The 26,276-nt window shown below is 63.9% G+C and carries 29 protein-coding genes; 12 read left to right on the top strand and 17 right to left on the bottom strand.

The window, feature by feature from the left end; genetic code table 11:
• Positions 1–11 precede the first annotated feature (11 nt).
• The 4 genes from AACY13_RS21835 to AACY13_RS21820 form a co-directional block, all read right to left on the bottom strand.
• Positions 12–875: an endonuclease/exonuclease/phosphatase family protein gene (locus AACY13_RS21835; protein WP_339463694.1), complete on the bottom strand. Its 864-nt coding sequence runs from the start codon at positions 873–875 to the stop codon at positions 12–14.
• Positions 876–890: 15 nt separating this feature from the next.
• Positions 891–1,517 (bottom strand): thiol:disulfide interchange protein DsbA/DsbL, encoded by a 627-nt coding sequence (locus AACY13_RS21830; protein WP_339463693.1) that lies wholly within the window; start codon positions 1,515–1,517, stop codon positions 891–893.
• Positions 1,518–1,671: 154 nt separating this feature from the next.
• Positions 1,672–2,277, bottom strand: a complete 606-nt coding sequence (locus AACY13_RS21825; protein ID WP_339463692.1) for a c-type cytochrome — start codon at positions 2,275–2,277, stop codon at positions 1,672–1,674.
• Positions 2,278–2,323: 46 nt separating this feature from the next.
• Positions 2,324–2,614 (bottom strand): c-type cytochrome, encoded by a 291-nt coding sequence (locus AACY13_RS21820; protein ID WP_339463691.1) that lies wholly within the window; start codon positions 2,612–2,614, stop codon positions 2,324–2,326.
• A 248-nt stretch (positions 2,615–2,862) separates the two neighbouring features.
• Between AACY13_RS21820 and yihA the strand changes: the two genes are divergently transcribed.
• Positions 2,863–3,516 (top strand): ribosome biogenesis GTP-binding protein YihA/YsxC, encoded by a 654-nt coding sequence (yihA, locus tag AACY13_RS21815; protein WP_339463690.1) that lies wholly within the window; start codon positions 2,863–2,865, stop codon positions 3,514–3,516.
• Between the two features lie 375 nt (positions 3,517–3,891).
• Here the strand turns inward: yihA and polA are convergent, their stop codons facing one another.
• Positions 3,892–6,732: a DNA polymerase I gene (gene polA / locus AACY13_RS21810; RefSeq protein ID WP_339463689.1), complete on the bottom strand. Its 2,841-nt coding sequence runs from the start codon at positions 6,730–6,732 to the stop codon at positions 3,892–3,894.
• 72 nt (positions 6,733–6,804) lie between these two features.
• On the opposite strand from polA, the gene AACY13_RS21805 reads away from it, so the two are divergent.
• Both AACY13_RS21805 and AACY13_RS21800 read left to right on the top strand, forming a co-directional pair.
• Complete coding sequence (locus AACY13_RS21805; protein WP_339463688.1) at positions 6,805–7,089, top strand: DUF2782 domain-containing protein; 285 nt, start codon at positions 6,805–6,807, stop codon at positions 7,087–7,089.
• 6 nt (positions 7,090–7,095) lie between these two features.
• The gene (locus AACY13_RS21800; RefSeq protein ID WP_339463687.1) at positions 7,096–8,046 is read left to right on the top strand and encodes a homoserine kinase; all 951 of its coding nucleotides are present in this window, start codon (positions 7,096–7,098) and stop codon (positions 8,044–8,046) included.
• A gap of 155 nt (positions 8,047–8,201) precedes the next feature.
• On the opposite strand, the gene AACY13_RS21795 is transcribed toward AACY13_RS21800, so the two are convergent.
• The gene (locus AACY13_RS21795) at positions 8,202–9,185 is read right to left on the bottom strand and encodes a zinc ABC transporter substrate-binding protein (protein ID WP_339463686.1); all 984 of its coding nucleotides are present in this window, start codon (positions 9,183–9,185) and stop codon (positions 8,202–8,204) included.
• A gap of 57 nt (positions 9,186–9,242) precedes the next feature.
• Between AACY13_RS21795 and zur the strand changes: the two genes are divergently transcribed.
• The 6 genes from zur (at position 9,243) to AACY13_RS21765 (ending at position 14,275) form a co-directional block, all read left to right on the top strand.
• A complete protein-coding gene (gene zur / locus AACY13_RS21790; protein WP_339463685.1) occupies positions 9,243–9,728 on the top strand; it encodes a zinc uptake transcriptional repressor Zur in 486 nt (161 codons plus the stop codon).
• Positions 9,725–10,531 (top strand): zinc ABC transporter ATP-binding protein ZnuC, encoded by an 807-nt coding sequence (znuC, locus tag AACY13_RS21785; RefSeq protein WP_339463684.1) that lies wholly within the window; start codon positions 9,725–9,727, stop codon positions 10,529–10,531. The genes zur and znuC overlap by 4 nt, the downstream gene beginning before the upstream one ends.
• Complete coding sequence (gene znuB, locus AACY13_RS21780) at positions 10,524–11,312, top strand: zinc ABC transporter permease subunit ZnuB (protein WP_339463683.1); 789 nt, start codon at positions 10,524–10,526, stop codon at positions 11,310–11,312. The genes znuC and znuB overlap by 8 nt, the downstream gene beginning before the upstream one ends.
• Before the next feature lie 369 nt (positions 11,313–11,681).
• On the top strand, positions 11,682–12,689 hold the full coding sequence (locus AACY13_RS21775; RefSeq protein WP_339463682.1) for a methionine ABC transporter ATP-binding protein: 1,008 nt from the start codon (positions 11,682–11,684) through the stop codon (positions 12,687–12,689).
• Complete coding sequence (locus AACY13_RS21770) at positions 12,689–13,366, top strand: methionine ABC transporter permease (protein ID WP_339463681.1); 678 nt, start codon at positions 12,689–12,691, stop codon at positions 13,364–13,366. The genes AACY13_RS21775 and AACY13_RS21770 overlap by 1 nt, the downstream gene beginning before the upstream one ends.
• Positions 13,367–13,504: 138 nt before the next feature.
• Entirely contained in the window at positions 13,505–14,275 is a 771-nt protein-coding gene (locus AACY13_RS21765) for a MetQ/NlpA family ABC transporter substrate-binding protein (RefSeq protein WP_339463680.1), read from the top strand.
• A gap of 55 nt (positions 14,276–14,330) precedes the next feature.
• On the opposite strand, the gene AACY13_RS21760 is transcribed toward AACY13_RS21765, so the two are convergent.
• Positions 14,331–15,200 carry a LysR substrate-binding domain-containing protein gene (locus AACY13_RS21760; RefSeq protein WP_339463679.1) on the bottom strand — a complete coding sequence of 290 codons (870 nt, stop codon included), beginning with the start codon at positions 15,198–15,200 and terminating at the stop codon, positions 14,331–14,333.
• A 110-nt stretch (positions 15,201–15,310) separates the two neighbouring features.
• Here AACY13_RS21760 and AACY13_RS21755 point away from each other — a divergent pair, with 110 nt between their 5' ends.
• Complete coding sequence (locus tag AACY13_RS21755) at positions 15,311–15,736, top strand: VOC family protein (protein ID WP_339463678.1); 426 nt, start codon at positions 15,311–15,313, stop codon at positions 15,734–15,736.
• Between the two features lie 188 nt (positions 15,737–15,924).
• Here AACY13_RS21755 and AACY13_RS21750 read toward each other — a convergent pair whose 3' ends face one another.
• From AACY13_RS21750 to AACY13_RS21730, 5 genes are read right to left on the bottom strand one after another with little or no spacing between them, the layout of a single operon-like run.
• Positions 15,925–16,557: an SCO family protein gene (locus AACY13_RS21750; RefSeq protein ID WP_339463677.1), complete on the bottom strand. Its 633-nt coding sequence runs from the start codon at positions 16,555–16,557 to the stop codon at positions 15,925–15,927.
• An 11-nt stretch (positions 16,558–16,568) separates the two neighbouring features.
• Positions 16,569–17,468 carry a heme o synthase gene (gene cyoE, locus AACY13_RS21745; RefSeq protein WP_339463676.1) on the bottom strand — a complete coding sequence of 300 codons (900 nt, stop codon included), beginning with the start codon at positions 17,466–17,468 and terminating at the stop codon, positions 16,569–16,571.
• A gap of 24 nt (positions 17,469–17,492) precedes the next feature.
• Positions 17,493–18,533 (bottom strand): COX15/CtaA family protein, encoded by a 1,041-nt coding sequence (locus AACY13_RS21740; protein WP_339463675.1) that lies wholly within the window; start codon positions 18,531–18,533, stop codon positions 17,493–17,495.
• 56 nt (positions 18,534–18,589) lie between these two features.
• Positions 18,590–19,174 carry a hypothetical protein gene (locus tag AACY13_RS21735; protein WP_339463674.1) on the bottom strand — a complete coding sequence of 195 codons (585 nt, stop codon included), beginning with the start codon at positions 19,172–19,174 and terminating at the stop codon, positions 18,590–18,592.
• Positions 19,149–19,880: an SURF1 family protein gene (locus tag AACY13_RS21730; protein WP_339463673.1), complete on the bottom strand. Its 732-nt coding sequence runs from the start codon at positions 19,878–19,880 to the stop codon at positions 19,149–19,151. Before AACY13_RS21730 ends, AACY13_RS21735 begins: the two co-directional genes overlap by 26 nt.
• Before the next feature lie 74 nt (positions 19,881–19,954).
• Here AACY13_RS21730 and AACY13_RS21725 point away from each other — a divergent pair, with 74 nt between their 5' ends.
• Positions 19,955–20,158, top strand: coding sequence for a twin transmembrane helix small protein (locus AACY13_RS21725; protein WP_339463672.1), 204 nt, complete (start codon positions 19,955–19,957; stop codon positions 20,156–20,158).
• 43 nt (positions 20,159–20,201) lie between these two features.
• Here AACY13_RS21725 and AACY13_RS21720 read toward each other — a convergent pair whose 3' ends face one another.
• Genes AACY13_RS21720 through coxB form a run of 4 tightly spaced genes read right to left on the bottom strand, consistent with a single transcriptional unit; the run spans position 20,202 to position 24,423 of the window.
• Positions 20,202–21,098: a cytochrome c oxidase subunit 3 gene (locus AACY13_RS21720; RefSeq protein ID WP_339463671.1), complete on the bottom strand. Its 897-nt coding sequence runs from the start codon at positions 21,096–21,098 to the stop codon at positions 20,202–20,204.
• Positions 21,099–21,109: 11 nt separating this feature from the next.
• On the bottom strand, positions 21,110–21,676 hold the full coding sequence (locus AACY13_RS21715) for a cytochrome c oxidase assembly protein (RefSeq protein WP_339463670.1): 567 nt from the start codon (positions 21,674–21,676) through the stop codon (positions 21,110–21,112).
• A 12-nt stretch (positions 21,677–21,688) separates the two neighbouring features.
• Entirely contained in the window at positions 21,689–23,293 is a 1,605-nt protein-coding gene (gene ctaD / locus AACY13_RS21710) for a cytochrome c oxidase subunit I (protein ID WP_339463669.1), read from the bottom strand.
• A 5-nt stretch (positions 23,294–23,298) separates the two neighbouring features.
• Positions 23,299–24,423 (bottom strand): cytochrome c oxidase subunit II, encoded by a 1,125-nt coding sequence (coxB, locus tag AACY13_RS21705; protein WP_339463668.1) that lies wholly within the window; start codon positions 24,421–24,423, stop codon positions 23,299–23,301.
• Between the two features lie 360 nt (positions 24,424–24,783).
• Between coxB and AACY13_RS21700 the strand changes: the two genes are divergently transcribed.
• Entirely contained in the window at positions 24,784–25,440 is a 657-nt protein-coding gene (locus tag AACY13_RS21700; RefSeq protein WP_339463667.1) for a hypothetical protein, read from the top strand.
• A 48-nt stretch (positions 25,441–25,488) separates the two neighbouring features.
• Here the strand turns inward: AACY13_RS21700 and AACY13_RS21695 are convergent, their stop codons facing one another.
• Positions 25,489–26,202, bottom strand: a complete 714-nt coding sequence (locus tag AACY13_RS21695; RefSeq protein WP_339463666.1) for a carbonic anhydrase — start codon at positions 26,200–26,202, stop codon at positions 25,489–25,491.
• Positions 26,203–26,276: the final 74 nt, after the last annotated feature.

Here is a 26,276-nt window from a genome sequence, read left to right as displayed (position 1 = left end):
GCGCTTCGCTATTAGGGCTCTATCAGCATAGGCGTTGGCGGGCTGCAGAGTGAACTGGGCAAGCGAATCTGCATGGCCACGGGCAGGTGATCGGAAATCGCGTGTGACAGTACTTCACAGCGTTCCAGTTGCAAGCCCGGGCTGAGCAGGATGTGATCGAGACAGCGTTGCGGCTGCCAACTGGGGAAGGTGGCTGCGATCTGCGGTGCCAGCAGGCCCAGATCGCGCAGCGGCGAATGCTCCAGCAGATCGTTGGCGTGGGTATTCATATCGCCCATCAGCACCTGGTGCCGATAGTCGCCGATCAGTTCGCGGATATAGGCCAGCTGGCGAGTGCGGGTGCGCGCGCCCAGGGCCAGGTGCATCATCACCACCACGATGGCCTCGGCCCCTTCGCCCAGGCGCACCAGAATCGCACCCCGCCCGGAGGGACCGGGCAATGGGTGGTCTTCCAGCAGGGTCGGACGCAAGCGGCTGAGTACGCCGTTGCTGTGCTGGGCAAAACGCCCGAGGTTACGATTAAGCTGCTGGTACCAGTAGGGGAAGGCCCCCAGATGGGCCAGGTGCTCGACCTGATTGACATAGCCCGAGCGCAGGCTGCCGCCATCGACTTCCTGCAGGGCGACCAGGTCGAAGTCGCCGAGCATGCTGCCAATCCGTTGCAGGTTGCCGGCGCGCCCCGCATGGGGCAGCAGGTGCTGCCAGCTGCGGGTCAGGTAGTGGTGATAGCGCTGGGTGCTGATGCCGACCTGGATATTGAAGCTGAGCAGGCGCAGGCAGCCATCGCTGGGCCAGTCGCCGACGGGCGCACAAGCCGCGTTGACCCGTGGGTCGCACAGGCCAACGGTGCGGCTGGCGGGACGGCGGCGCAGCATCGGCGTGGCCGCCGCTTACTGGCTCGCGCGCTCTTTGCCAATCAGGTGATCGGCCACCTGCAGCACCTGCTGCGGGCCACCGGCGCTGCCGATGTCGAAGCGGTATTTGCCATTGACCACCATCACCGGCACGCCGCTGATCTGGTAGGCCATGGCCAGCTTCTTGGCCTTCTCCAGCTGGCTTTTCACCCCGAAGGAATTGTAGGTCTTGAGAAAGGCCTCCTTGTCGATGCCCTCGCCCGCGAGGAAGTCGGCCATCTCTTCCGGAGTCGCAAGCTTCTTACCCTGCTTGTGGATGCCATCGAATACGGCGGCGTGCACCTTGTGCTCGGCCTTCATCGCCTCGAGGGTGATAAACAGCTGGCCGTGGACGTTCCACATGCCGCCGAACAGGGCCGGGATGCGGACGAAATTGACGTCCTCCGGCAGCTGCTCGACCCAGGGGTTGAGGGTCGACTCGAACTGGTAGCAATGGCCACAGCCATACCAGAACAGCTCGACCACTTCGATCTTGCCCGGCTTGGCGAGCTGTACCGGACTGTTCAGCTCGACATACTGCTTGCCGGCTTCGAATTCGGCATGGGCCGTCGCGCCGAACAGGCTGGCCGCCATCAGGGTGGCACTGAGAATCAGGTTACGCATGCGTTACTCCTCGGTTATAAACGGCGCGCAGTGACGAACCATGGTTCGACCAGCGGGGTACAGGCGGGTTCAATCTATTGTAGCGATGCCTGCAACGAAAATGGGTGGCCTAAGCCACCCATTTTCTACTACAGGATTTTGCCTGCTGGCGCGATCAGTGCAGGCCTTGCACGAAGCTGGAAACCGCCTCGATATCCTTGTTGCTCAGCTTGGCCGCAATGGCGCGCATGATCATGCTGTCGCCGTCGTTGGTGCGGTTGCCTTCACGGAAGTCGGTCAGCTGCTTGGCCAGGTAGGTCGCGTGCTGGCCACCCAGTTTCGGGTAACCGGCGGCCGCCAGGCCGGCACCATTCGGCGAATGGCAACCGATACAGGCCGGCATGCCTTCGGCAAGCTTGCCGCCGCGGAACAGCGCTTCGCCGCGCTCGATCAATTTCGGATCGGCTGCGCCGACGCTCATCTGCTGACTGGCGAAGTACGCAGAGATGTCGGCCATATCCTGCTCGCTGAGGTTGTCCAGCAAGCCGGTCATCTCGACGATCGGGCGGGCTCCGGACTTGATGTCCTGCAACTGCTTGAGCAAGTAACGTTCGCCTTGCCCGGCCAGCTTGGGGAAGTTCGGGGCAGCACTGTTGCCATCAGCACTATGGCAGGCACCACATACGACAACCTTGGCCTGGCCGGCTTCGGCGTCGCCTGCGGCGTGGGCCAGGCCAGAAAGGCCCAGGGTCAACAGCAGACTCACGATTACTTTGTTCATCAGCTAATCCAATTTACGGCTAAGAGAAAGAGTTTATAAGCCGGGCTTACTCGGTCATCAACTTGATGACAGCTTGGTAATCCTCGGCCGAGCAGTCCATGCACAGACCGCGTGGCGGCATGGCCCCAAGACCATTGGTCACGCTCAGCACCAATGCATCCATACCTTTGGCCAAACGCGGCTCCCAGGCAGCCTTGTCGCCTTTCTGCGGCGCGGTTGGGATCTGCCCGTTGTGGCACACACCGCATGCGCGGGCGTACACGGCTTCCGGGTCTTGTGCGGCCTGGGCATTGAACGAGAGCATCAGTACACCGGCCACAATCAGCATTTTTTTCATCAGATCAACCTCATCAGGGAGGGGAACGTACCGCGTTCTTTGCGCGGATGATCTAAATCGTTCCCGTGAACACTTATCCAACGGATGGGAGAAAGCGCACACAAAATCTGCGCCATTATATACTGGCGTCATTGAAACTGAAACGACGCAGCTTGCCGCGCTGCATGTTGCAAGGCAGCCTGCGCGCTTATGTCGCAAGGGCAGCGCGCCTGCAACGCCCCTATACGCACGCCCTCACGGATACCCAGATGCAAGCCAAGAACCCCATTATCGGCCTGTGCCAACAGGCCAGCTTCCTTATCAGCGCCGCCAAGGTCGACCAGTGCCCGGAGGATTTCGGCCATGAGGTGGCCTTCGCCGGGCGCTCCAACGCCGGCAAATCCAGCGCCCTGAATACCCTGACCCACGCCAGCCTGGCGCGCACCTCGAAGACCCCGGGGCGCACCCAGTTGCTCAACTTCTTTCGCCTGGACGACGAGCGTCGCCTGGTCGACCTGCCGGGCTATGGCTACGCCAAGGTGCCGATCCCGCTGAAGCTGCACTGGCAGAAACACCTGGAAGCCTACCTGGGCAGCCGCGAGAGTCTGCGCGGACTGATGCTGATGATGGATATCCGTCACCCGCTGACCGAATTCGACATCCTCATGCTGGACTGGGCGACGGCCAGCGAGATGCCCATGCATATCCTCCTGACCAAGGCCGACAAGCTGGCCTTCGGCGCGGCCAAGACCGCCCTGCTCAAGGTCCAGCAGGATATTCGCAAGGGCTGGGGCGAGCGGGTCAGCATTCAGCTGTTTTCCGCCCCCAAACGCCTGGGGATCGAAGATGCCCAGGCGGTGCTGGCCGAATGGCTGCAACTGGGCGAGTTCGCCCTGCCGGACGATGAAGAGCCCCAAGCCTGATTAAGGTCGCCAAGGACGGCGAACATAGAAAATTGCCGGGCGCAATTTTTAACGCTGCGCAGCAGTGCTGCCCGAAGGGTGGCTGCCAATGGATGGCAAAGCATAAAAAAAACCCCGAACTTCTTATGGGGGAGGGAAGTTCGGGGTTTAAGTGTCTGAACCGCTAGGGCGGGGGTTCAGATGTCTGCCAACACTTAACACAACAAGGAGCATTGAAGGCTTTATGGGCCATTCGTAGTTTCTGACTGCCTGCTCTCAAGCAAAGTTCAGCTTTTTTCTTAAATCCATTAATTATAAAAAACAACCAATCAATTCTATTTTGTTTTATGCCTTGCGAGGCCTGGACCGCACCCCGCAGCACCGCTCACTGGCCGATCAATGCGCCTCGTCCCAGTTGTTGCCCACGCCCACTTCCACCAGTAATGGCACATCCAGCTCGGCGGCCGCGCTCATCAGCGCCTTGATCCGTTCGCTGACCTGCTCGACCAGATCCTCGCGCACCTCCAGCACCAGCTCATCGTGCACCTGCAGGATGACTTTGGCGTCCAGAGCCGACTCGCTCAGCCAGTTGTCCACCGTGACCATGGCGCGCTTGATGATGTCCGCCGCCGTGCCTTGCATCGGCGCGTTGATCGCCGTGCGCTCGGCCGCCTTGCGCAGCCCCTGGTTCTTGGCATGGATATCCGGCAGATACAGGCGGCGGCCGAACAGGGTTTCGACAAAGCCCTGCTCGGACGCCTGCTCGCGGGTGCGTTCCATATAGGCCAGCACCCCCGGATACCGGTGGAAATACACATCGATATAGGCCTGCGCCTGCTTGCGGTCGCAGCCGATCTGCTTGGCCAGGCCGAAGGCGCTCATGCCGTAGATCAGGCCGAAGTTGATCGCCTTGGCGCTGCGCCGCTGATCGGTGGTGACCTCCTTCAGGGGCACGCCGAACACCTCGGCGGCGGTGGCCTTGTGCACGTCGCGGCCATGGCGAAAGGCATCCAGCAAGCTCTCGTCCTTGGCCAGGTGGGCCATGATGCGCAGCTCGATCTGTGAGTAGTCCGCCGCCAGCAACTTGTAGCCCTTGGGCGCAACAAAGGCCTGACGAATCCGCCGGCCTTCGGCCGTGCGGATCGGAATGTTCTGCAGGTTCGGATCGGTGGACGACAAGCGCCCGGTGGCCGCCACGGCCTGGTGATAGCTGGTGTGGATGCGCCCGGTGCGCGGGTTGATCTGCTCTGGCAGGCGGTCGGTGTAGGTGCTCTTCAACTTGCTCAGGGAGCGGTACTGCATCAGCACCTTGGGCAGCTCGAAGTCCTGCTCGGCCAGCTCGGCCAGCACCGCCTCGGCGGTGGAGGCCTGGCCCTTTGCGGTCTTGCTGATGACCGGCAACCCGAGCTTCTCGTAGAGAATCACCCCGAGCTGCTTGGGCGAGGCCAGGTTGAACTCCTCGCCGGCGATCTCGAAGGCCTGACGCTCCAGGGCCACCAGCTTTTCGCCCAGTTCGTTGCTTTGCAGGCCGAGCAGCTTGGCATCCACCAGCGCGCCCTGGCGCTCGATACGCGCCAACACTGGCACCAGCGGCATTTCGATTTCCTGCAGCACCTTGGCCAGGCTCGGCTCGGCCGAAAGCTTGGCCCACAGGTGCTGATGCAGGCGCAGGGTGACCTCGGCATCCTCGGCGGCATAGGGCGCGGCCTGGGCCAGATCGATCTGGTCGAAGGTCAGCTGCTTGGCCCCTTTGCCGGCGATGTCCTCGAAGCGGATATTGCTGTGATCCAGGTATTTGAGCGCCAGGCTGTCCATATCGTGGCGGGTGGCCGTCGCATCCAGCACATAGGATTCGAGCATGGTGTCGAACGCCACGCCCTGCACCGCGATGGGCGTGCTGGCATTGGCGAGGATATTGATGTCGTACTTGGCGTGTTGGCCGACCTTGGCCTTGTTGGGGTCTTCGAGGATCGGCTTCAGTGCCTGCAGCACCGCATCGCGATCGAGCTGAGTCGGTACGCCCATATAGCTGTGGGCAACCGGGATATAGGCCGCCTCGCCGGCTTTGACCGCGAACGACAGGCCCACCAGCTGCGCCTGCTGCGCGTCCAGGCCGGTGGTTTCGGTGTCGAAGGCGATCAGCTCGGCGTTGCGCAGCTTCTCCAGCCACTCGTCGAACTGCGCCTGTTCGAGGATGCACTGGTAATCACCCCGGGGCGACGCGGCGGGTGCAACAGCGGCGGCTTCATCGGCAGCCGGCACGGCCGCGGTGGCCTCGGGCGCGGCGCTGGCTGAGGACGTCAGGGCAAACAAGTCATCGGCAGCAGCCGTGGCCTGCGGCTTGACCGCGGCGGCCGGGTTGCTGCGCAGCAGCTCATCGCGCCAGCTCTTGAACTCCAGCTCGGCATACAGCTCGACCAGCGCCGGCACATCCATCTGGCCGGGGTGCAGCGCATCGATCTGGATATTCAGCGGCACATCGAGCTTGATGGTGGCCAGCTCGTAGGACAGGTAGGCCATGTCGCGGTGCTCTTCGAGCTTGGCCGGCAGGGTCTTGGCCCCGCGGATCGGCAGCGCCGGCACCTTGTCGAGGTTGGCGTAGAGCACATCGAGGCCGCCGCCGATGCCGACCAGCAGACCCTGGGCGGTCTTTTCACCGACACCCGGGACGCCGGGAATGTTGTCGACCTTGTCGCCCATTAGCGCCAGGTAATCGATGATCAGCCCGGGACCGACACCGAATTTCGCTTTCACGCCATCGATGTCGTAGACGCTACCGGTCATGGTGTTGACCAGGGTAACGTGCGGGCAGACCAGTTGCGCCATGTCCTTGTCGCCGGTGGAGATCACCACGTCGCGGCCCTCGCCGGCGCACTGCCGGGCCAGGGTGCCGATCACGTCGTCGGCCTCCACGCCTTCGACGCACAGCAGCGGGTAACCCAGGGCCTTGACGCTGGCGTGCAGCGGCTCGATCTGCACCCGCAATTCGTCCGGCATGGACGGCCGGTTGGCCTTGTACTCGGCGAACAGCGCATCACGGAAGGTGCCGCCCTTGGCGTCGAACACCACCGCGAAGGGGCTGTCCGGGTACTGCTTGCGCAGGCTCTTGAGCATGTTCAGCACACCCTTTACCGCCCCCGTGGGCAGGCCCTTGGAGGTGGTCAGCGGCGGCAGGGCGTGGAAGGCGCGGTACAGGTACGAGGAACCGTCGACCAGAACGAGAGGGGCTTGGCTCATGAAGGATCAACCTTTTCGGCGGGGGCGGCGCTAGAATGAACGCACCGTTGACGATAAAAGGGCAAGGTTACCATGCGTACACTCAATAGCCTGTTGTTGGCTGGCCTGCTGGCATGCTCGGCATCCGTGGTGCAGGCCGAGGACCCGGTCTCCGCCGACCCGGACGTGACCATCCGCCAGGAAGGCGACAAAACCATCCAGGAATACCGGGTCAATGGTTTCCTCTATGCGATCAAGGTCATCCCCAAGAGCGGCAAGCCCTACTTCCTGGTGCGCGCCGACGGCAGCGATGGCAACTTCGTCCGTTCCGACGATCCGGATATGCTGATCCCGGCCTGGGAAATCTTTAGTTGGTAAATATTGATGTCTGTTTTTACACCGCTTGAGCGCCACGAGCTCGAGGACTTTCTCGCCCCCTATGGCCTGGGTCGCCTGCGCGATTTCCAGGGCATTGCCGCGGGCAGCGAGAACAGCAACTTCTTCGTCAGCCTGGAGCGTGGCGAGTTCGTTCTGACCCTGATCGAACGGGGCCCCAGCGCCGACCTGCCGTTCTTTATCGAACTGCTCGACGTGCTGCACGACGCTGGTCTGCCGGTGCCCTATGCCCTGCGCACCGACCGCGGCGAGGCCTTGCGCAGCCTGGCGGAAAAGCCGGCGCTGCTGCAGCCGCGCCTGCCCGGCCAGCATGTGCACGACGCCAACCCCCATCACTGCCAGGAAGTCGGCAGCCTGCTGGCGCGCATTCACCTGGCCACCCGCGACCAGGTGCTGGAACGCCAGAGCGACCGCGGCCTGGACTGGATGCTGAACGAAGGGCCGAGCCTGGCCCTGCAGTTGCCGGACAGCCAGCTGCCGCTGCTGCGCGACGCACTGGCGGAAATCCATGCCCTGAAGCCGCGGATTCTGGCCCTGCCACGGGCCAATCTGCATGCCGACCTGTTCCGCGACAATGTGCTGTTCGACGGCAACCACCTGAGCGGGGTAATCGACTTCTACAACGCCTGTGCGGGGCCGATGCTCTACGACCTGGCGATTGCCCTGAATGACTGGTGTTCCCTTGCTGACGGCAGCCTCGACGGCAAGCGCGCCCAGGCCCTGCTCGGGGCCTATGCGGCGCTGCGGCCGTTCACCGCGGCCGAGGCCGAATTGTGGCCGAGCATGCTGCGCATCGCCTGCGTGCGCTTCTGGCTGTCGCGCCTGATCGCCGCGCAATCCTTCGCCGGCCAGCAGGTGCTGATCCACGATCCGGGCGAGTTCCAGCGACGCCTGGCCGAGCGCCAGCAAGTGGATCTAGCGCTGCCGTTCGCCTTCTAGAACCTGTCTACGATCTGCTGCGCGTCGGCCCTGCTGCGTTAAAAACAGGCTCGGAAGCTCATGTACAGCTCGTACACTCCGCTTCCTCGCCTGTTTTTGCCTTGCATGGCTCTAGCTCGCGAGATCGTAGGCAGATTCTTAGCCCCGAGCGCTGGCTACAGCGCCTCTAGACACCCGGCCAGCTCATTGGCCAGATTTTCCAGCAAGGCTTCATAGCCGCCGGCATCGACTGGCAATGCGCCGCCCATGGCATCCAGTTCGGCCAGGGTGACCGGTAGACCGGCGCTCAGGGTTTCGGCCAGGCGCGGGCGCAGCGGCGGTTCGCTGAACACGCAGGAAGGTCCGCTTTGCTGCAGACGCGTACGCATGGCGGCGACATGGCGGGCACCGGGCTGCACTTCCCCCAGAACACTGAACACCCCAGCATGCTTGAGACCATAGGCGGCCTCAAAGTAGTCGTAGGCCTCGTGGAAGACAAAATAGGGTTTGCCGGCCAGGCCGCTCAGGCGGCTTTTCAGGCGCTGATCGAGGGCATCCAGGCGCTTGCCAAAGACCTGGGCGTTGGCCTGGTAGCGTGCGGCGTTGGCCGGGTCGATGCCAGCCAGGTCGGCGGCCATCTTCGCGGCGACCACCCGGGCATTGTCCGGCAGCAGCCACAGGTGGGTATCCAGGCTACCCGGACGATGGGCGTGATCATGCTGGTCGGCGACCTCTGCGGAAGGGTGCTGGTCATGCTGGTCGTGCTCGTCATGGGCCTCCGCCGCCGGCTCATGCGCCTTATGGCTGTCGCCGAAATGACGCAGGTGCAAGCCCGCCAGATCCTGGGTGGCCACTGCTGGTTTGGCGCGCCCGACCAGCACCCGCGGCAGGAAGCTTTCCAGGTCGGGGCCGACCCAGTACAGCAGGTCGGCTTCGCGCACGCGGCGCACATCGGAGGGGCGCAAGGCGTAATGGTGCGGCGAGGCACCGGGCGGCAGCAGTACCTCGGGGCTGCCGAGATCGTCCTGTACGGCCGCGGCAATCAGCTGCAGCGGCTTGATACTGGTCAGCAGGCGCACCTCGGCCAGGGCGACGGAACTGCAGAGCAGGGAAAGGAGCAGCAGACTGCCAAGGGAAAAAAGACGCGACACGGGGAGCACTCAAACAGGAAGGAACGGGTAATATAATAACGTCTCTTGCCTTATTCGTCGTTGCCCATGACCCAAGCACCTCTGGCTTCACGCCCACATGACCACTCCCACTGCGTCAGCCATGCCCTGGCCGAGGCGGAAAGCATCTGCACGCGCCAGGGTTTGCGCCTGACCGCCCTGCGCAAGCGGGTGCTGGAATTGGTCTGGCACAGCCACAAGCCCCTCGGGGCCTACGATATTCTCGGCGTACTGAGCGAACAGGACGGCCGCCGCGCCGCGCCACCGACCGTCTACCGCGCCCTGGATTTCCTCCTGGAAAATGGCCTGGTGCATCGCATCGCCTCGCTCAACGCCTTTGTCGGTTGCAGCCACCCGGAACACCCCCACCAGGGCCAGTTCCTGATCTGCCGCAGCTGCCATGCCGCCATCGAACTGGAGCAGCCGGCGATCAGCGAGGCAATTGTCGCCAGCGCCGCCGCGGTGGGTTTTGCCGTGGAAGGCCAGACCGTGGAAGTGGTCGGCCTGTGCGCCGGTTGCCGGGAGTCGCTATGAGCGATGCACTGATCCGTCTCTCCGGTATAGGCGTGACCTTCGCCGGACAGAAGGTGCTGCAGGACGTGCAGCTGAGCGTCAAACCGGGAGAGATCGTCACCCTGATCGGCCCCAACGGGGCCGGCAAGACCACCCTGGTGCGCGCCGTACTCGGCTTGCTCAAGCCGGATAGCGGCAGCGTCTGGCGCAAGCCCAAGCTGCGCATCGGCTATATGCCGCAGAAGCTGCATGTGGATGCCACCCTGCCGCTCTCGGTGCTGCGTTTTCTCCGCCTGGTGCCCAGCGTGAAGCGCGAGCAGGCCCTGGCGGCGCTGGCCGAAGTAGGTGCCGAGCAGGTGATCGACAGCCCGCTGCAGAGCATTTCCGGCGGCGAACTGCAGCGCGTGCTGCTGGCCCGCGCCCTGTTGCGCGAGCCGCAGCTGCTGGTGCTCGACGAGCCGGTACAGGGCGTCGACGTCAGCGGCCAGGCCGAGCTGTACCGGTTGATCACCCAGCTGCGCGACCGCCATGGCTGCGGCGTACTGATGGTCTCCCACGACCTGCACCTGGTGATGAGCACCACCGACCAGGTGGTCTGCCTCAACCGTCACGTCTGCTGCTCCGGCCACCCCGAGCAGGTCAGCTTCGACCCGGCCTTCGTCGAGCTGTTCGGCCAGGACGCCAAGAGCCTGGCGATCTACACCCACCATCACGACCACGAGCACGACCTGCATGGCGCGGTGGTCAGCGAAACGCCCGCCGGCCTGAGCATCAAGGGCCCGGTCAAACCCCATATCCACGGAGACGATTGCAAGCATGGCTGATTTCCTGCTCAACGCCCTGCTTGCCGGCCTGGCCCTGGCCCTGGTCGCCGGCCCCCTGGGTTCCTTCGTGGTCTGGCGGCGCATGGCCTATTTCGGCGATACCCTGTCCCATGCCGCCCTGCTCGGCGTCGCCCTCGGGCTGATGCTCGACGTCAGCCCGACCCTGGCGGTGACGGTGGGCTGCGTGCTGCTGGCGGTGCTGCTGGTTACCCTGCAGAGCCGCCAGCCGCTGGCCTCCGACACCCTGCTCGGGATTCTCGCCCACAGCACCCTGTCCCTGGGTCTGGTGGTGCTGAGCTTTATGCGCGATGTGCGCATCGACCTGATGGGCTACCTGTTCGGCGACCTGCTGGCCGTCGGCCCCACCGACCTGGCCTGGATCATCGGCGGCAGCGCCCTGGTGCTGGTGCTGCTGGCGCTGCTGTGGCGGCCGCTGCTGGCAATCACCGTGCATGAGGAGCTGGCCAAGGTCGAAGGCCTGCCGGTGGCGGCCATTCGCCTGAGCCTGATGCTGCTGATCGCCGTGGTCATCGCCGTGGCCATGAAGATAGTCGGCGTGCTGCTGATCACCTCGCTGCTGATCATCCCCGCCGCCGCCGCCCAGCGCCACGCCCGGACCCCGGAGCAGATGGCCTTCGGGGCCAGCCTGCTGGGTATAGTCGCGGTGTGCGGCGGGCTTAGCCTGTCCTGGTTCCAGGACACCCCGGCCGGGCCGTCGATCGTGGTGTCCGCCGCCAGCCTGTTCCTGCTGAGCTTTGCCCTGCCCCGGCGCATGGCCTGAAAGATTGGTTCTGGCGGATGCCGCCGTGTAAACTTGCGCGTTTTTTGCACAATGCGAGACGCGCAGTGAGCGGATCGTTGGCTTTTCGGAGCCAGGCGCTCGCCCTGGTTCTCATCCAGGCCGGCTGACCGCGCACCGCACTGCGCCAGGTCCTCAGCCCGCTGGGTTAAGCGCTAGGCGAGCCCATAAGCCGGCTTACTCGATCGCGCCCATGGACGCTGGCCAGACGGCCCCGGACAGACGCGAAACTAATGCAATTTAGCTATAACCATAGGTCTACAAAGATTTTTGCGGCCTAAACAGTGCCGGGTAGACTACGCAGCCTCCGCGCCTACCCGGCCGTTCAAGCAAACCCAAAAGGTTTAACCCGTGATCAACTTCTATCAGGTGCACAAGGCGTATCGCGTCAGTGGCCAGGATATTCCCGCCTTGCGGCCCACCGATCTGCAGATCGGCCGAGGCGAAGTGTTCGGCATCATCGGCCACTCCGGTGCCGGCAAGAGCACCCTGCTGCGCCTGATCAACCGCCTGGAAACGCCTTCCGGCGGGCGCATCGAGATCGACGGCGAAGAGGTCACCGCCCTCGATGCGGCGGGCCTGCGGCGCTTCCGTCAGCGGGTCGGGATGATCTTTCAGCACTTCAACCTGCTGTCCTCGAAGACCGTCGCCGACAACGTCGCCCTGCCGCTGAAACTGGCCGGTGAGCTGTCGCGCAGCGCCATTGCCGCCCGCGTCGCCGAGTTGCTGGCACGGGTTGGCCTGCAGGATCACGCCAATAAATACCCCGCGCAGCTCTCCGGCGGGCAGAAACAGCGCGTCGGCATCGCCCGCGCCCTGGCCACCGAGCCGAAGATCCTGCTGTGCGACGAGGCCACCAGCGCCCTCGACCCGCAGACCACCGCCTCGGTGCTGCAGTTGCTGGCCGAGATCAACCGCGAGCTGGGCCTGACCATCGTCCTGATCACCCACGAGATGGACGTGATCCGCCGGGTCTGCGACCGCGTGGCGGTGATGGATGCCGGCACCATTGTCGAGCTGGGGCCGGTGGCCCAGGTGTTTCTGCACCCGCAGCACGCCACCACCAAGCGCTTCGTCCAGGAAGCCGAGCAGGTCGACGAGAACGAGCAGCGCGACGATTTCGCCCATGTACAGGGCCGCATCCTGCGCCTGACCTTCCAGGGCGAGGCCACCTATGCGCCGCTGCTGGGCAGCGTGGCGCGGGAAACCGGAGTGGATTACAGCATCCTCGCCGGGCGTATCGACCGCATCAAGGACACCCCCTACGGCCAGCTGACCCTGGCCCTGACCGGCGGCGATCTCGACGCGGCCCAGGCGCGTTTCGCCGCCGCCGACGTACACCTGGAGGTGTTGCGCTGATGGACGCCCTACTGACCCGCCTGCTGCCCAATGTCGATTGGGCGGAAATCGGTTACGCCAGCCTCGACACCCTGAGCATGCTCGGCGGCTCGCTGCTGTTCACCGTGCTCCTCGGTCTGCCCCTGGGGGTGCTGCTGTTCCTTACCGGCCCGCGGCAGATGTTCGAGCAGAAGGCCCTCTACGGTGGTTTGTCGCTGCTGGTGAATATTCTGCGCTCGGTGCCTTTCGTGATCCTGCTGATCCTGATGATTCCCTTTACCGTACTGGTTACGGGCACCTCGCTGGGGGTCGCCGGGGCCATTCCGCCGCTGGTGGTGGGGGCCACGCCGTTCTTCGCGCGCCTGGTGGAAACCGCCCTGCGCGAGGTGGACCGCGGCATTATCGAGGCGACCCAGGCCATGGGCGCGAGCACCCGCCAGATCGTGCTCAATGCCCTGCTACCCGAGGCCCTGCCGGGCATCTTTGCCGCCGTGACGGTCACCGCCATCACCCTGGTGTCCTACACAGCCATGAGCGGTCTGATCGGCGGCGGCGGCCTGGGCGATCTGGCGGTGCGTTACGGCTATCAGCGTTACCAGCCGGACGTGATGGCGGTGACGGTGATTCTGCTGCTGGTGCTGGTGCAGATCCTGCAAAGCGTCGGCGACCGGCTGGTGGTGCACTTCTCACGTAAATAAACGCTTTTGTAGGAGCCCGCTTGCGGGCGATTTTCAGCACAACAGATCGCCGGAGTGCCGGACCACAGCAAGCGGACTCCTACCCTGACATATCGCGGCCACCCGCCGCCCAAACCCTATTCAACAAGGAGCTTTATGATGAAAAAACTGATCGCTGCAGTCGCTGCCCTGGCAGCCTTCTCCGCCCAGGCCGAAAGCCTGAGCGTGGCGGCCACTGCCGTCCCCCACGCGGAAATCCTCGAGTTCGTCAAACCGGCCCTGGCCGCAGAGGGCGTGGAGCTGAACGTCAAGGTCTTCACCGATTACGTGCAGCCCAACGTACAGGTCGCCGAGAAGCGCCTGGATGCCAACTTCTTCCAGCACCAGCCGTATCTGGATGAGTTCAACAAGAGCCGCGGCACCGAGCTGAGCAGCGTCGCCGGCGTGCACGTCGAGCCCTTCGGTGCCTACTCCAGCCAGCACAAGAGCCTGGCCGACCTGCCCCAGGGTGCCAACGTGGTCATCCCCAACGACGCCACCAACGGCGGCCGTGCCCTGCTGCTGCTGCAGAAGGCCGGGGTAATCACCCTCAAGCCGGAAGCGGGCATCCTCGCCACGCCCAAGGACATCGCCGAGAACCCGAAAGCCATCAAGGTGCGTGAGCTGGAAGCGGCGACCCTGCCGCGGGTGCTGACCCAGGTCGATCTGGCGCTGATCAACACCAACTACGCCCTGGAAGCCAAACTCAACCCAACCCAGGATGCGCTGATCATCGAGGGCAGCGACTCGCCCTACGTCAACATCCTGGTGGCTCGCCCGGACAACAAGGACAGCGCCGCCATGCAGAAGCTGGCCAAGGCCCTGAACAGCGCCGAGGTGAAGGCCTTTATCGCCGAGAAGTATCAGGGTGCCGTGGTTCCGGCGTTCTAAGCAGCGACGTTACCTGCACCCTCTGCCAAACCCCGCCCCGTGCGGGGTTTGTCGTTTATGACCGGGCGGCGGCCTCGCGCAGGCAGTCGAGCAGGCATTCCAGGGCCGGCTGGCGCTGGGCGCGGCGCAGTACCGCGACCAGCTCGCGGTGGAAGGTCAGCTCACCCAGCTCGATCACCCGCAACTGCGTCGGCCGCTGCAGCCACAGGCCGGCACGCGGGATCAGCGATACGCCCAGGCCGCACTCGACCATGCGCACGATGGCTTCCAGCTCGTCCAGCTCCAGTGCTTCCTGCACGGCCAGGCGCTGCTCGCGAAGAAACTGGCTGACCCGTCGGCCGCCGAAGGAGCGCCGGTCGTAACGCACGAAGGGCTGTTCGGCGAGGATCTGCAACGGATCGTCCGCGCTCACCGCGAGCGGGGTGATCAGCACGAAAGGCTCGCGGGCCAGGCTGATCTGCAGCAACTCCTTGGGCAGCTCGAACGGCGGCTTGATCAGCAGTGCCAGGTCCAGCTCACCGGCATCGATCTGGCTCAACAGGTTCAGCGACACCCCCGGCACCAGCTTCAGCTCGACCCGCGGGGCGGCCGCGCGAAACGGCGGCAGCGCTTCGGGCAATAGACCGGTTTGCACCGTGGCAATCGCGCCGACCTTCAGCTCGCCCTGCCACTCGGCCGCCGCGGTGGGCAGGGCCATCTGCCCATAGAGCCCGAGCATCTGCTCCGCCAGGGGCAGGGCATGCCGGCCGGCGGCATTGAGCACCGCCGAGCGCCCGCTGCGGTCGAACAGGCGCACGCCCAGGCCCTGCTCCAGCACGCGCATCTGCGCACTCACCGCCGACTGGGTCAGGCCGACCTGCTGGCCGGCCGCGGCGAAGGTGCCATGGCGGGCCACCGCCACAAAGGTTTTCAGCTCACGCAGCATCGAGGCCCCGACTGATCGATTTTATTTGTGCTTGCGAGCAAGAATATTCGCTTTTAATCAGTATCACTGCTGCTGAGAATCGACAGACCGCACTTCCAAGGAGTCAGCACATGGCACTCGCCCCGTTTCACCTGGCTATTCCCGTCTACGATCTGGCGGCCGCACGGCACTTCTATGGCGAGGTGTTCGGCTGCGCCGAGGGCCGCAGCAGCGCGCACTGGGTGGATTTCGACTTTTTCGGCCATCAACTGGTGATCCACCAGGCAGCGAAAATGGCCTACCAGCAGGATGCCCACAGCAACCCGGTGGACGGTCACGACGTACCGGTGCCGCATTTCGGCGTGGTGCTGGGCTGGGACGATTGGCAAACCCTGGCGGCGCGGCTAAAGGCCAAAGGCACGCCATTCGTGATCGAGCCCTACGTGCGCTTCGCCGGCCAGGTCGGCGAGCAGGCCACCTTGTTCCTGCTCGACCCCTGCGGCAACGCCCTGGAGTTCAAGGCGTTCAAGGATATCGGCCAGCTGTTTGCCAAATAGGCGGTTAGAACTTGTTTAAAGCCTAGCGAGCTAGAGTCATGCAAGGCGCTACGTAGTAACAGCCTCCGGCTGGTCAAAACGGCGAGGAAGCGGACTGGGCTCGCACGCGAGTTTACTGGTGTAAATGAGCATTCCGAGCCTGTTTTTAACGCAGCAGGGCCGACGCGCAGCAGACATTAAACAGGTTCTTAGGGGCGCTCAAGCAACCCGGGCAACTGCGCCGCCAGCTTGGCGTTGTTGATCGGCGCACGGATAAAGCCGCGCTGGGTACCGTCCGGACCGATGATCACCAGGTTGCCGCTGTGATCGACGGTGTAGTTTTCCTTGCTGGTGTCGGCCGGGATATAGGGAATGCTGACCGCATTGGCGAGCTTTTGCAGGGTCGCCTCCTCGCCGGTCAGGCCGATAAAGCCGGCGTCGAAGTAATCCAGGTACTTTTTCAACTGCTCCGGCGTGTCGCGCTTGGGATCGACCGTGACCAGCACGATACGCAGATTGGCGCGGGTTTCCTCCGGCAGCAGGCCTTGCAACTGACGCAGCTGGGCGAGGGTCGCCGGGCAGATATCCGGGCAGAAGGTATAGCCGAAGAACAGCAGGCTCCACTGCTCCTTGAGCTGGTCGACCGCCACGGCCTGACCGTCCTGATTGGTCAGGCTCAGCTCCGGCAGTTTGCGGCTCTGGGGCAGCAGGACGATACCGGCGTCGAGCAATACCGTGGGATCGCCCTGGCCTTTACCGTTCAGAACCTTGTTGACGGTCAGGCCGAGGACGAGCGCCACAATGGCAACGAGAACAAAAACGGTGATCTGGGTTCGGGTCATGGCACCAACAATTACAGGTTGAGCAGCAGGTAGTGGTCGACCAGCAGGGCGATAAACAGCGCAAACAGGTACCAGATACTGTACTTGAAGGTGTTGATCGCGGCGTGTGGTTTGCTGTCACGGTACAGCACCCAGGACCAGTGCAGGAAGCGCGCACCCAGACCGATCGCACAGACCAGGTAAAGCAAGCCGCTCATATGGATGGCGTAGGGCAGCAGGGTGACGGCGAACATCACGCAGGTGTAGAGCAGGATATGCACCTTGGTGTAGTGCTCGCCATGGGTCACCGGCAGCATGGGGATATTGGCCTTGGCGTACTCGTCCTTGCGGTGAATGGCCAGGGCCCAGAAGTGCGGCGGGGTCCAGGCGAAGATGATCAGCACCAGCAGCAGCGGCTCGGCGGTCAGCTCACCGGTGACCGCGACCCAGCCGAGCAGCGGCGGCGCGGCACCGGCGAGGCCGCCGATAACGATATTCTGCGGCGTGGCGCGCTTGAGGAAGCCGGTGTAGATCACCGCATAGCCGAGCAGGGAGGCCAGGGTCAGCCAGGCCGCCAGCGGGTTGGTAAAGATCAGCAGCAGCGCCATGCCGCTGACAGCCAGCAGCAGGGCGAAGCCCAGGGCGGCGACGGGGGACACTCGGCCGCTGGTGACAGGACGCTTGTGGGTGCGCGCCATGATCGAGTCGATGCGCCGGTCCACCACATGATTGACCGCCGCGGCCGCACCGGCGCACAGGCCGATACCGAGGTTGCCGAACAGCAGAATCTGCCAGGGCACCCCGGCACGGGTGGCGAGGAACATGCCGACCAGCGAGGTGATCAGCATCAGCACCACCACCTTGGGCTTGGTCAGCTCCAGGTAGTCGCGCCAGGTGGCGTGGGCTTGCTGTTCACGCAGTAGAGTAGCCATCGGGTCTCTCCTCTATTTTTCTTGTTATTTGCCTGGCAACGGGGCAAGGCCAGCTTGCGCGACTGTCGCCTTCGATGCCAGCGCTACGGCGCTGCGCACCCGGTAATTGATCAGCACCAGGGTCAGCAGCAGCATCGCGCCGCCGAGGTTGTGCGCCACCGCCACCAGCAGCGGCAGATGGAAGACCACGTTGCTGATGCCCAGGCCGATCTGCAGCGCCAGTGCCAACAGCAGCAGGCCGGCCAGGCGTGGCAGGCCGTTGGCCCGGAGTCTCCAGGCCAGCAGCAGCAATACCAGGGTCAGCAGCAGTGCGCCCAGGCGGTGGCTCATATGGATGGCGGTGCGCGCGTCGCTGTCGAGTTGGCCACCCAGGTAGTTGGGGCCAATGTGCTGGGTCAGATGGAAGCCGTTGGCGAAATCCATCGCCGGCCACCACTCGCCATGGCAGGTTGGCAGGTCGACGCAGGCGACCGCCGCGTAGTTGCTGCTGACCCAGCCGCCGAGGGCCACCTGGCCGACCACCAACAGCAGCGCCAGCGCCGCCAGGCTGCGCAGCCGGGCGGAAAGATGGGGCATCAGCGCCGCCCTGCCGGATAGACGCAGGGTCAGCAGGAACAGCAGGCTGAGGGTGGCAAAACCACCGAGCAGATGGGCGGTGACCACCTGCGGCCAGAGCTTCAGGGTTACGGTCCACATGCCGAAGGCCGCCTGCAGACACACCAGGGCCAGCAGGAACAGCGGCAGCTTCAACGGCTGCCCGGGCTCGCCGCGACGACGCAGGGCCTGCACGGCCAGGCCGAGAATCACCAGGCCAAGGGCTCCGGCGAAATAGCGATGGACCATCTCGTACCAGCCCTTGGCCACTTCCACCGGTGCCTCAGGGAAGCGCGCCTCGGCCAGCGTCTGCTTGAGCTCGCTCATGGGCACGCCGAGAAAGCCGTAGCAGCCGGGCCAGTCCGGGCAGCCGAGACCGGCATGGGTCAGGCGGGTATAGGCTCCGAGCATGACCACCACGACCGCCAGCACAGTGGCGAACAGGGCAAACCGGTAACCGGGTCTAGCCATCGAGGGACTCCTTGTTACGACGCAGGATGGGGGCAACCCATCAACGCGCCGATGGGTTAACCGATCTGCGAGATTTTCAGCAGATGACGCAGATCGTTGAGGATCGCCTTGCCCTTGCTGGTGGCGTCATAGCGCAGCACCAGATTGCCATGGGGGTCGACGATCCAGAGTTGCGCGCCGGAGTCCGGGCCGGCGGTTTTGCCGTAGGCATCAAGCTCCAGCTGGTAGCGCGTCAGTTGCGGATATTCGCGCTGCAACTGGGCGTCATAGTCCGCGGTCAGGGGCTGGGCAACGGCCAGGGCATGGCTGGCGCGGGACACATCGCGGTTCAGGCCGATATGGATCTGCCGGGCGAGAAACACCAGCTCCTTGCAGGCGCTGTCACAAGCTTGCGGCACCGTCACCAGCAACTGCCAGCGGGTTTCCACGGCGTCTGCGATGCCCAGATCGGCGCGGCTCTGGCCGTTGCCGATCAACTCGCCATGGTAGCTGCGGGTTTCCGGCACCCAGAAGCGCCACTGGTACATGGCGCTGGCGAGGATCATCGGGGCGATCACCACGGCGAGGATCAGGATCAACTGCAAGCGCCCGCGTCGACGCCGTACGGGCGGTGCGTCAGGCAGAGTGATGGCTGGGTTCATGGCGAGTCTCCCGCGCGTTATACAAACCAAAATAGATGAACAAACCGAGCAGGGCCACCGCCAGGGCGAACCATTGCACGGCATAACCGAGGTGTTTGTCCGGGCTCATGGCCACTACCGGCCAGTCGGTCTGGAGTGAGGCTGGCCCAGGCTCCAGGCGCGCCTCGTAGGCCAGCCCGCCGCGGCCCAGCTGTTGCCACAGGGTGTCGATGCTGACCGCGCTGACCAACCGCGGCCAGTCGCCGGCGGGCTGCTCGGCCTGCAGTTGCCAGGCCTCGCCCGGCGGCACATAGATCGAGGCCTGCAGGCGCAGTGGCGTGTCAGGGGTGGCAAAGGTCGGGGGAATGCGCCGATCCGGCCAGGGCAGCCAGCCGCGGTTGAGCAGCAGCCAGAGGCCGCTGGCCTGGTCATAGAAGGGTTGCAGCACCTCCACCCCGGCCTTCCCGCCACGAGTGCGGTTGTCCAGCAACAGGCTGTGCCGGGCATCGAAGAAGCCCTGCAGCCGCACCCGCACGTAGGCCGGGCTGGCCAACCGCTCCAACTCGCTCAGTTCGATGGGGGCGGCGCTTTGCCGGGCCTGGTGGGCGGCCAGCAGCTCGCGCTTCTCCTCGGCGCGGGCCAGTTGCCAGAACCCCAGAGCGATCAGCCCGGGCAACAGCAACAGAACCAGAACGCTGGGCAGCAGACCGGGGCGGAAAGCGCTCATAACGCCCGCCCCGAAGGCCTGCCGCAGCTGGCTATACTGCACCTGTACCCCATTTGCTTCCCCCGGAGTTACGCATGCTCAAGGCCGCGATCGTCCTGTTACTACTGGCTACAGTGGTCAGCTTATTCAGTGGCCTGTTTTTTCTGGTCAAGGATGAAGGTCAGACCTCCAAGGTGGTTAACGCTCTGACGCTGCGCGTCAGTCTCACGGCCTTGACCGTCGCCCTTATTGCCTGGGGCTTTTACACGGGCCAACTGGGTACAGCTGTTACCTGGTAAGGCGCGGGGCCACGAGTGCGGCCCCGCAAACTGGTTGCCGACATCACAGCACGTAAACGAACACGAACAGCCCCAGCCATACCACATCGACAAAGTGCCAGTACCAAGCGGCGGCTTCGAAGCCGAAGTGCTGCTCGGCGCTGAAGTGCCCGCGCATCACCCGCACCAGCATCACCGTCAGCATGATCGCGCCGAAGGTCACGTGGGCTCCGTGGAAGCCGGTGAGCATGAAGAAGGTCGCACCATAGATGCCCGAGCCGAGGGTCAGGCCCAGTTCGGTGTAGGCATGGATGTACTCCTCAGCCTGGAACACCAGGAACGCCGCACCGAGAATCAGGGTCAGCGCCAGCCAGAGGGTCAGCGGTTTGCGGTGATTCTTGCGCAGCGCATGGTGGGCGAAGGTCAGGGTAAAGCTGGAGCTGACCAGCAGTATGGTGTTGAGCAGCGGCAGGCCCCAGGCGCTGATCACCCCGCTGGGAGCCGGATAGAGCTTCGGATCAGGCGTGTTAAGCAGCGGCCAGGTGTATTCGAAACCCGGCCAGAGCATGTTGCTCACCCCCTTGTCGCCCTCGCCGCCGAGCCAGGGTCCGGCCCAGGTGCGCACGTAGAACAGCACGCCGAAGAAGGCAGCGAAGAACATCACCTCGGAGAAGATAAACCAGCTCATACCCCAGCGAAACGAGCGGTCCATCTGCGGGCTGTACATGCCGGAGCGGCTTTCCTTGATCACGTTGCCGAACCAGCCGAACAGCATATAGGCGAGGAACAGGCCGCCGACGAAGAAGATCAGCGGACCGCTGGAGCCCTCGCGATTGGCCGACAGGTCGTTGAACCAGGTGCCGACCCCGTAGACCGAGATCAGCAGGCCGAGGGTGGCGATGATCGGCCACTTGCTCTGGGCCGGGACATAATAGTTTTCGTGACTCTCGTGACTCGACATTGTTGTTCTCCTTATGGAGCCGCCCGGGAAAGGGGCGCCTGGGCCACCGGCGGCTTGCGCGCAGTGATATCGAACAAGGTGTAGGCCAGGGTCAGGTGGCGTACATCGGCCGGCAAATCCCGGTCGACGATAAAACGCACCGGCATTTCGATGCGTTCGCCTGGCTGCAGAACCTGCTGGGTAAAGCAGAAGCACTCGGTCTTGTGGAAGTAGGCGGCCGCCTTGGAGGGCGCGACACTGGGGATGGCCTGGGCGCTCATCGGCTGGTCGGTGGGGTTGTAGGCCACATAGACCATCTCGGTGCTCTGGCCGGGGTGCACCGCCACCTCATCGGCCAGCGGGCGGAATTCCCAGACCATATCCGCCGAGTTGGTGGCGAGAAATTGCACCCGCACCTGGCGCGATGCATCCACGCCTTGTTCCCCAGCCTCGTAAGCACCGGCGGTCTTGCCGTTGATGCCGAAGGCCTGACACATCACGTCGTAGATCGGCACCAGAGCGAAACCGAAGCCGAACATTGCCACCACCACCAATGACAGGCGGATTACCAGGCGGCGAGTCGTCAGGGTTGCGCTCATGGCCACAGCTCCCTATTTCACTTCCGGCGGGGTCTGGAAGGTGTGGTAGGGCGCAGGCGACGGCACCGTCCATTCCAGGCCTTCGGCGCCATCCCAGGGCTTGGCCGCGGCCGGCTTGCCGCCACGGATGCACTTGATGACGATAAACAGGAACAGCAACTGGGTCGCGCCGAACATAAAGGCACCGATGCTCGAGACCATATTGAAGTTGGCGAACATCATGTTGTAGTCGGGGATGCGCCGCGGCATGCCGGCCAGGCCGACGAAGTGCATGGGAAAGAACGCCAGGTTCATGCCGACGAAGCTCATCCAGAAATGCAGCTTGCCGAGGGTCTCGTCGTACATGTGCCCGGTCCACTTCGGCAGCCAGTAGTAGGCCGAGGCGAAGATGCCGAAGATCGCACCCGGCACCAGCACGTAGTGGAAATGCGCCACCACGAAGTAGGTGTCGTGGTACTGGAAGTCCGCCGGGGCGATGGCCAGCATCAGGCCGGAGAAACCGCCGATGGTGAACAGGATGACGAAGGCCACCGAGAACAGCATCGGCGTCTCGAAGGTCATCGAACCCTGCCACATGGTGCTGGCCCAGTTGAACACCTTCACCCCGGTCGGTACGGCGATCAGCATGGTGGCGTACATAAAGAACAGCTCGCCGGTCAGCGGGATGCCGACGGTGAACATATGGTGCGCCCAGACGATAAACGAGAGGAAGGCGATCGACGCCGTCGCATACACCATCGAGGTATAGCCGAACAGCGGCTTGCGCGCGAAGGCCGGGATGATCGCACTGACCGCGCCGAAGGCCGGCAGGATCATGATGTACACCTCGGGATGGCCGAAGAACCAGAACACGTGCTGGAACAACACCGGATCACCACCACCGGCGGCGCTGAAGAAGCTGGTGCCGAAGTGCACGTCCATCAGCATCATGGTCACGCAACCGGCCAGTACCGGCATCACCGCGATCAGCAGGAAGGCGGTGATCAGCCAGGTCCAGACGAACAGCGGCATCTTCATCAGGGTCATGCCGGGGGCGCGCAGGTTGAGAATGGTGGCGACCACGTTGATCGCACCCATGATCGAACTGATGCCCATCAGGTGCACGGCGAAGATAAAGAAGGTCACCGACTCCGGCGCATAGGTGGTCGACAGCGGCGCGTAGAAGGTCCAGCCGAAGTTGGGCCCGCCGCCTTCCATGAACAGGGTGCTGACCAGCATGCTGAAGGCCGCCGGCAGCAGCCAGAAGCTGAAGTTGTTCATCCGCGGCAGGGCCATGTCCGGCGCGCCGATCATCAGCGGGATCATCCAGTTGGCCAGGCCGACAAAGGCCGGCATCACCGCACCGAACACCATGATCAGGCCGTGCATGGTGGTCATCTGGTTGAAGAACTCCGGCTGCACGATCTGCAGGCCCGGCTGGAACAGCTCGGCACGAATCACCATGGCCATGCTGCCGCCAAGGAGGAACATGGCGAAGCTGAACCACAGGTACATGGTGCCGATGTCTTTATGGTTGGTGGTCAGCACCCAGCGCATCAGGCCCTTGGCCGGGCCGTGGTGATGGTCATGCCCGGCATGACCGTGGCCAGCGTGGCCCGGATCGATCACTGCACTCATGTCCCTTACTCCTGAGCCTGTTTGAAGGCAACGATGTCCTGTGGGGTGACCATGTCACCGACCTTGTTGCCCCAGGCGTTGCGTTCGTAGGTGATGATGGCGGCCAGATCGACTTCCGACAGTTGCTTGCCGAAGGCGGCCATGGAGGTCCCGGGCTTGCCGTTGACCACGATGCCGATATGGCCTGCGGCCGGGCCGGTGGCGATGGCCGAGCCCTTGAGCGCCGGGAACATCGGCGGCAGGCCCTCGCCGGTGGGCTGGTGACAGGCGGCGCAGGCAGTGACATAGGCCTTCTCGCCGCGCTCCAGCAGCTCGTCCATGGTCCATTGCTTGCTGGTCAGCTCGCGCTCGGCGGCCGCGGCCAGCTTGCGCTCGGCCAGCCAGGCGGCGTAGTCCTCCTTGGACTTGGCTTCGACCACCACGGGCATAAAGCCGTGATCCTTACCGCACAGCTCGGTGCACTGGCCACGGTAGATGCCGGGCTCCTCGATGCGTGTCCAGGACTCGTTGATAAAGCCGGGAATGGCATCCTTCTTCACCGCCAGGGCCGGTACCCACCAGGAGTGGATGACATCGGCGGCGGTGATCAGGAAGCGCACCTTGGTGCCCACCGGTACCACCAGCGGCTCGTCCACCTCGAGCAGGTAGTGCTCGCCCTTTTCGGCCTGATTATGGATCTGGTTTTGCGGCGTGGTCAGGTTGCTGAAGAACTCGACGTCCTCACCCAGGTACTTGTAGTGCCACTTCCACTGGTAGCCGGTGACCTGGATATCCAGCTCGGATTCCGAACTGTCGTAGATCTCGATCAGGGTCTTGGTGGCCGGTATGGCCATCACAACCAGAATGGCCAGCGGTACCACGGTCCAGAGAATCTCGACTGTGGTGCTTTCGTGGAAGTGCGCGGGTTTGTGGCCGGTGGAACGGCGGTGGACGAGCATCGACCAGAACATGGCACCGAACACGATCACGCCGATCACGACGCAGATCCAGAAGATGGTCATGTGCAAATCGAATACTGAGCGGCTGACCTCGGTGGCACCGGGCATCATGTTGACGCCCCAGCCGGCGTAAGCCGAGCTGAATACCAACCACAGCAGGAGGCCCATCCAAACTCGTGGATGTCGCATCATTGCGGGTTCCCCTTATGATTCTTGTTATCCCGCCGAATAGGCCTGCGGCCAGGGCCCGGGCGTTCAAAAGAGTACGAACGCCAACCCGCCCTATCCATGCCGAGGTTTATCCGGTGTTATCAGGTACTGCCTTTCGAGGTCGAGTATAGACACGGACCCGCACCTGGCAACGCAGAAACAGAAATGAATCGCCTGGCCGCGCCATGGGCAGACGGCCACCGTTACGGCGACGGGGGACACTGGGTCGGCCGCGCCATATAGCGGACTCGCATAAGTATTTAATAATTATGACAATCGGGTCTTAGCCACGCTGCTCAGCCAGCTATGGTTCACGCCCATGTCCTTTTTTTCGGAGCCGTCATGAATATTGCTGCCTTACACGAACTGATCGAGCGTGCGCACCAGCACGAAGCCAGTACCGGTCAGCTGGCCGCGCAGATGCACGCCCAACTGGAACGCCTGCATCCCTCCATTCGCGTACCAGGCGATGATAGTTCGGGCGTGTTACAGGGTTTTGTCAGCGCCTACATCGACCAGGTGCCCGAGGTCTTGCAGGCGGCCAATCAGGTCGCACGGGAGGCCGGCATCGAGGCGCAGATCAAGCCGGTGCTGAAAGTCGCCGAGCAGTTCTTTCTCCAGCCGCCGGCGCTGATGGCCGGCCACGAAGGCCTCGACGGCCTGCTCGACGAGGCCTACCTGGCCCACCGCCTAGTCGAAGAAGTCAACGATCGCTATATCACCCACCTCGGCCAGCCGCTGATTCCGCTGGATACCACGGTGGCCAATCTGATCGCCCACCAGCTGATCGGCGAGCCCTTCGCCAACCAGCTGGACGAAGCCGTGCAACATGCAGTGGAGGGCATGCTCGATGACGCCAGCTTTACCCAGGACTCGGTGCAGGCCTACCGCGAACGCCTGAGCGACCCGCAGACCGAGGCGGCCTGGCAGCGCTGGCCGTGCCTGTCGCGTCAGCTGGGGCTGGAGTTGCAGCTGGACGAAACCCGGGCGGCCGGCTGAGCGGAGGTCGCCTCCCGCTAAGGCAGTCACCGCTATGCGACCTTCTGGTTAGCCCGGCAGGTAGCGCGGACGCGGCGTGGCCATGGGCAGCGGACCGTCGCCGATCAGGCGGAATGCACCCTGCTCGGCATCATAAGCCTTGATCTCGCTGGTCTCGATGTCGTACACCCAGCCGTGGATAAACAACTGGCCGCAGGCCAGGCGTGAGGCCACCGAGGGATGGGTGCGCAGGTGATCGAGCTGGGCCACCACATTCTCTTCCGTGAGGATGCCAAGGGTGGTGTGGTCGGCGCAGCCGCAGTTGTCCGCCACCACCGTCTTGGCCACTTCGGCATGGCGCAACCAGGCCTTGACCGTGGGCATGCGTTCCAGGGTCTGGGGGTCGAGTACCGCCTTCATCGCGCCGCAGTCGGAATGCCCGCAGATGATGATGTGCTGCACGCCGAGGGCCATCACCGCGTATTCGATGGCGGTGGACACCCCGCCCATCATCTGCCCATAAGGCGGTACCACGTTGCCGACATTGCGGGTGACGAACAGATCGCCGGGATCGCTCTGGGTGATCAGCTCGGGGACGATGCGCGAGTCGGCGCAGGTGATAAACATGGCCCGTGGCGTCTGCTGGTGGGCGAGCTTCTTGAACAGCGCCTGCTGTTGCGGAAACACCTCCTGACGAAAGCGCTGGAAGCCCTCAACGATGTGTTGCAGTGCCTCTTGCGCGCTCTCCGCCGGACTGCTGGTCTGCTGCTGTTGCTTATCCATAGGGCCAACCTCGAAAGCTGCAAACGTCTAAATGTTGCCGGCTCGGCGCCGCTGCGAGCCGCACGAATACCGGC

It is taken from the genome of Pseudomonas sp. EA_105y_Pfl2_R69 (assembly GCF_963970915.1).
Classification (GTDB): domain Bacteria; phylum Pseudomonadota; class Gammaproteobacteria; order Pseudomonadales; family Pseudomonadaceae; genus Aquipseudomonas.
This window is presented reverse-complemented; position numbering and strand designations above follow the sequence as displayed.

Excerpts from the sequence above, each read along its gene's own strand:
- AACY13_RS21725 (WP_339463672.1), top strand. The coding sequence starts at position 19,955 with ATGCTCAAGGCCGCGATCGTCCTGTTACTACTGGCTACAGTGGTCAGC.
- AACY13_RS21715 (WP_339463670.1), bottom strand. The coding sequence starts at position 21,676 with ATGAGCGCAACCCTGACGACTCGCCGCCTGGTAATCCGCCTGTCATTG.
- znuC (WP_339463684.1), top strand. The coding sequence starts at position 9,725 with ATGAGCGATGCACTGATCCGTCTCTCCGGTATAGGCGTGACCTTCGCC.
- AACY13_RS21805 (WP_339463688.1), top strand. The coding sequence starts at position 6,805 with ATGCGTACACTCAATAGCCTGTTGTTGGCTGGCCTGCTGGCATGCTCG.
- AACY13_RS21730 (WP_339463673.1), bottom strand. The coding sequence starts at position 19,880 with ATGAGCGCTTTCCGCCCCGGTCTGCTGCCCAGCGTTCTGGTTCTGTTG.
- AACY13_RS21835 (WP_339463694.1), bottom strand. The coding sequence starts at position 875 with ATGCTGCGCCGCCGTCCCGCCAGCCGCACCGTTGGCCTGTGCGACCCA.
- AACY13_RS21700 (WP_339463667.1), top strand. The coding sequence starts at position 24,784 with ATGAATATTGCTGCCTTACACGAACTGATCGAGCGTGCGCACCAGCAC.
- znuB (WP_339463683.1), top strand. The coding sequence starts at position 10,524 with ATGGCTGATTTCCTGCTCAACGCCCTGCTTGCCGGCCTGGCCCTGGCC.
- AACY13_RS21750 (WP_339463677.1), bottom strand. The coding sequence starts at position 16,557 with ATGACCCGAACCCAGATCACCGTTTTTGTTCTCGTTGCCATTGTGGCG.
- AACY13_RS21820 (WP_339463691.1), bottom strand. The coding sequence starts at position 2,614 with ATGAAAAAAATGCTGATTGTGGCCGGTGTACTGATGCTCTCGTTCAAT.
- AACY13_RS21825 (WP_339463692.1), bottom strand. The coding sequence starts at position 2,277 with ATGAACAAAGTAATCGTGAGTCTGCTGTTGACCCTGGGCCTTTCTGGC.
- AACY13_RS21760 (WP_339463679.1), bottom strand. The coding sequence starts at position 15,200 with ATGCTGCGTGAGCTGAAAACCTTTGTGGCGGTGGCCCGCCATGGCACC.
- AACY13_RS21740 (WP_339463675.1), bottom strand. The coding sequence starts at position 18,533 with ATGGCTAGACCCGGTTACCGGTTTGCCCTGTTCGCCACTGTGCTGGCG.
- cyoE (WP_339463676.1), bottom strand. The coding sequence starts at position 17,468 with ATGGCTACTCTACTGCGTGAACAGCAAGCCCACGCCACCTGGCGCGAC.
- AACY13_RS21720 (WP_339463671.1), bottom strand. The coding sequence starts at position 21,098 with ATGTCGAGTCACGAGAGTCACGAAAACTATTATGTCCCGGCCCAGAGC.
- AACY13_RS21765 (WP_339463680.1), top strand. The coding sequence starts at position 13,505 with ATGAAAAAACTGATCGCTGCAGTCGCTGCCCTGGCAGCCTTCTCCGCC.
- AACY13_RS21735 (WP_339463674.1), bottom strand. The coding sequence starts at position 19,174 with ATGAACCCAGCCATCACTCTGCCTGACGCACCGCCCGTACGGCGTCGA.
- AACY13_RS21800 (WP_339463687.1), top strand. The coding sequence starts at position 7,096 with ATGTCTGTTTTTACACCGCTTGAGCGCCACGAGCTCGAGGACTTTCTC.
- coxB (WP_339463668.1), bottom strand. The coding sequence starts at position 24,423 with ATGATGCGACATCCACGAGTTTGGATGGGCCTCCTGCTGTGGTTGGTA.
- AACY13_RS21755 (WP_339463678.1), top strand. The coding sequence starts at position 15,311 with ATGGCACTCGCCCCGTTTCACCTGGCTATTCCCGTCTACGATCTGGCG.
- AACY13_RS21830 (WP_339463693.1), bottom strand. The coding sequence starts at position 1,517 with ATGCGTAACCTGATTCTCAGTGCCACCCTGATGGCGGCCAGCCTGTTC.
- zur (WP_339463685.1), top strand. The coding sequence starts at position 9,243 with ATGACCCAAGCACCTCTGGCTTCACGCCCACATGACCACTCCCACTGC.
- yihA (WP_339463690.1), top strand. The coding sequence starts at position 2,863 with ATGCAAGCCAAGAACCCCATTATCGGCCTGTGCCAACAGGCCAGCTTC.
- polA (WP_339463689.1), bottom strand. The coding sequence starts at position 6,732 with ATGAGCCAAGCCCCTCTCGTTCTGGTCGACGGTTCCTCGTACCTGTAC.
- AACY13_RS21770 (WP_339463681.1), top strand. The coding sequence starts at position 12,689 with ATGGACGCCCTACTGACCCGCCTGCTGCCCAATGTCGATTGGGCGGAA.
- AACY13_RS21695 (WP_339463666.1), bottom strand. The coding sequence starts at position 26,202 with ATGGATAAGCAACAGCAGCAGACCAGCAGTCCGGCGGAGAGCGCGCAA.
- ctaD (WP_339463669.1), bottom strand. The coding sequence starts at position 23,293 with ATGAGTGCAGTGATCGATCCGGGCCACGCTGGCCACGGTCATGCCGGG.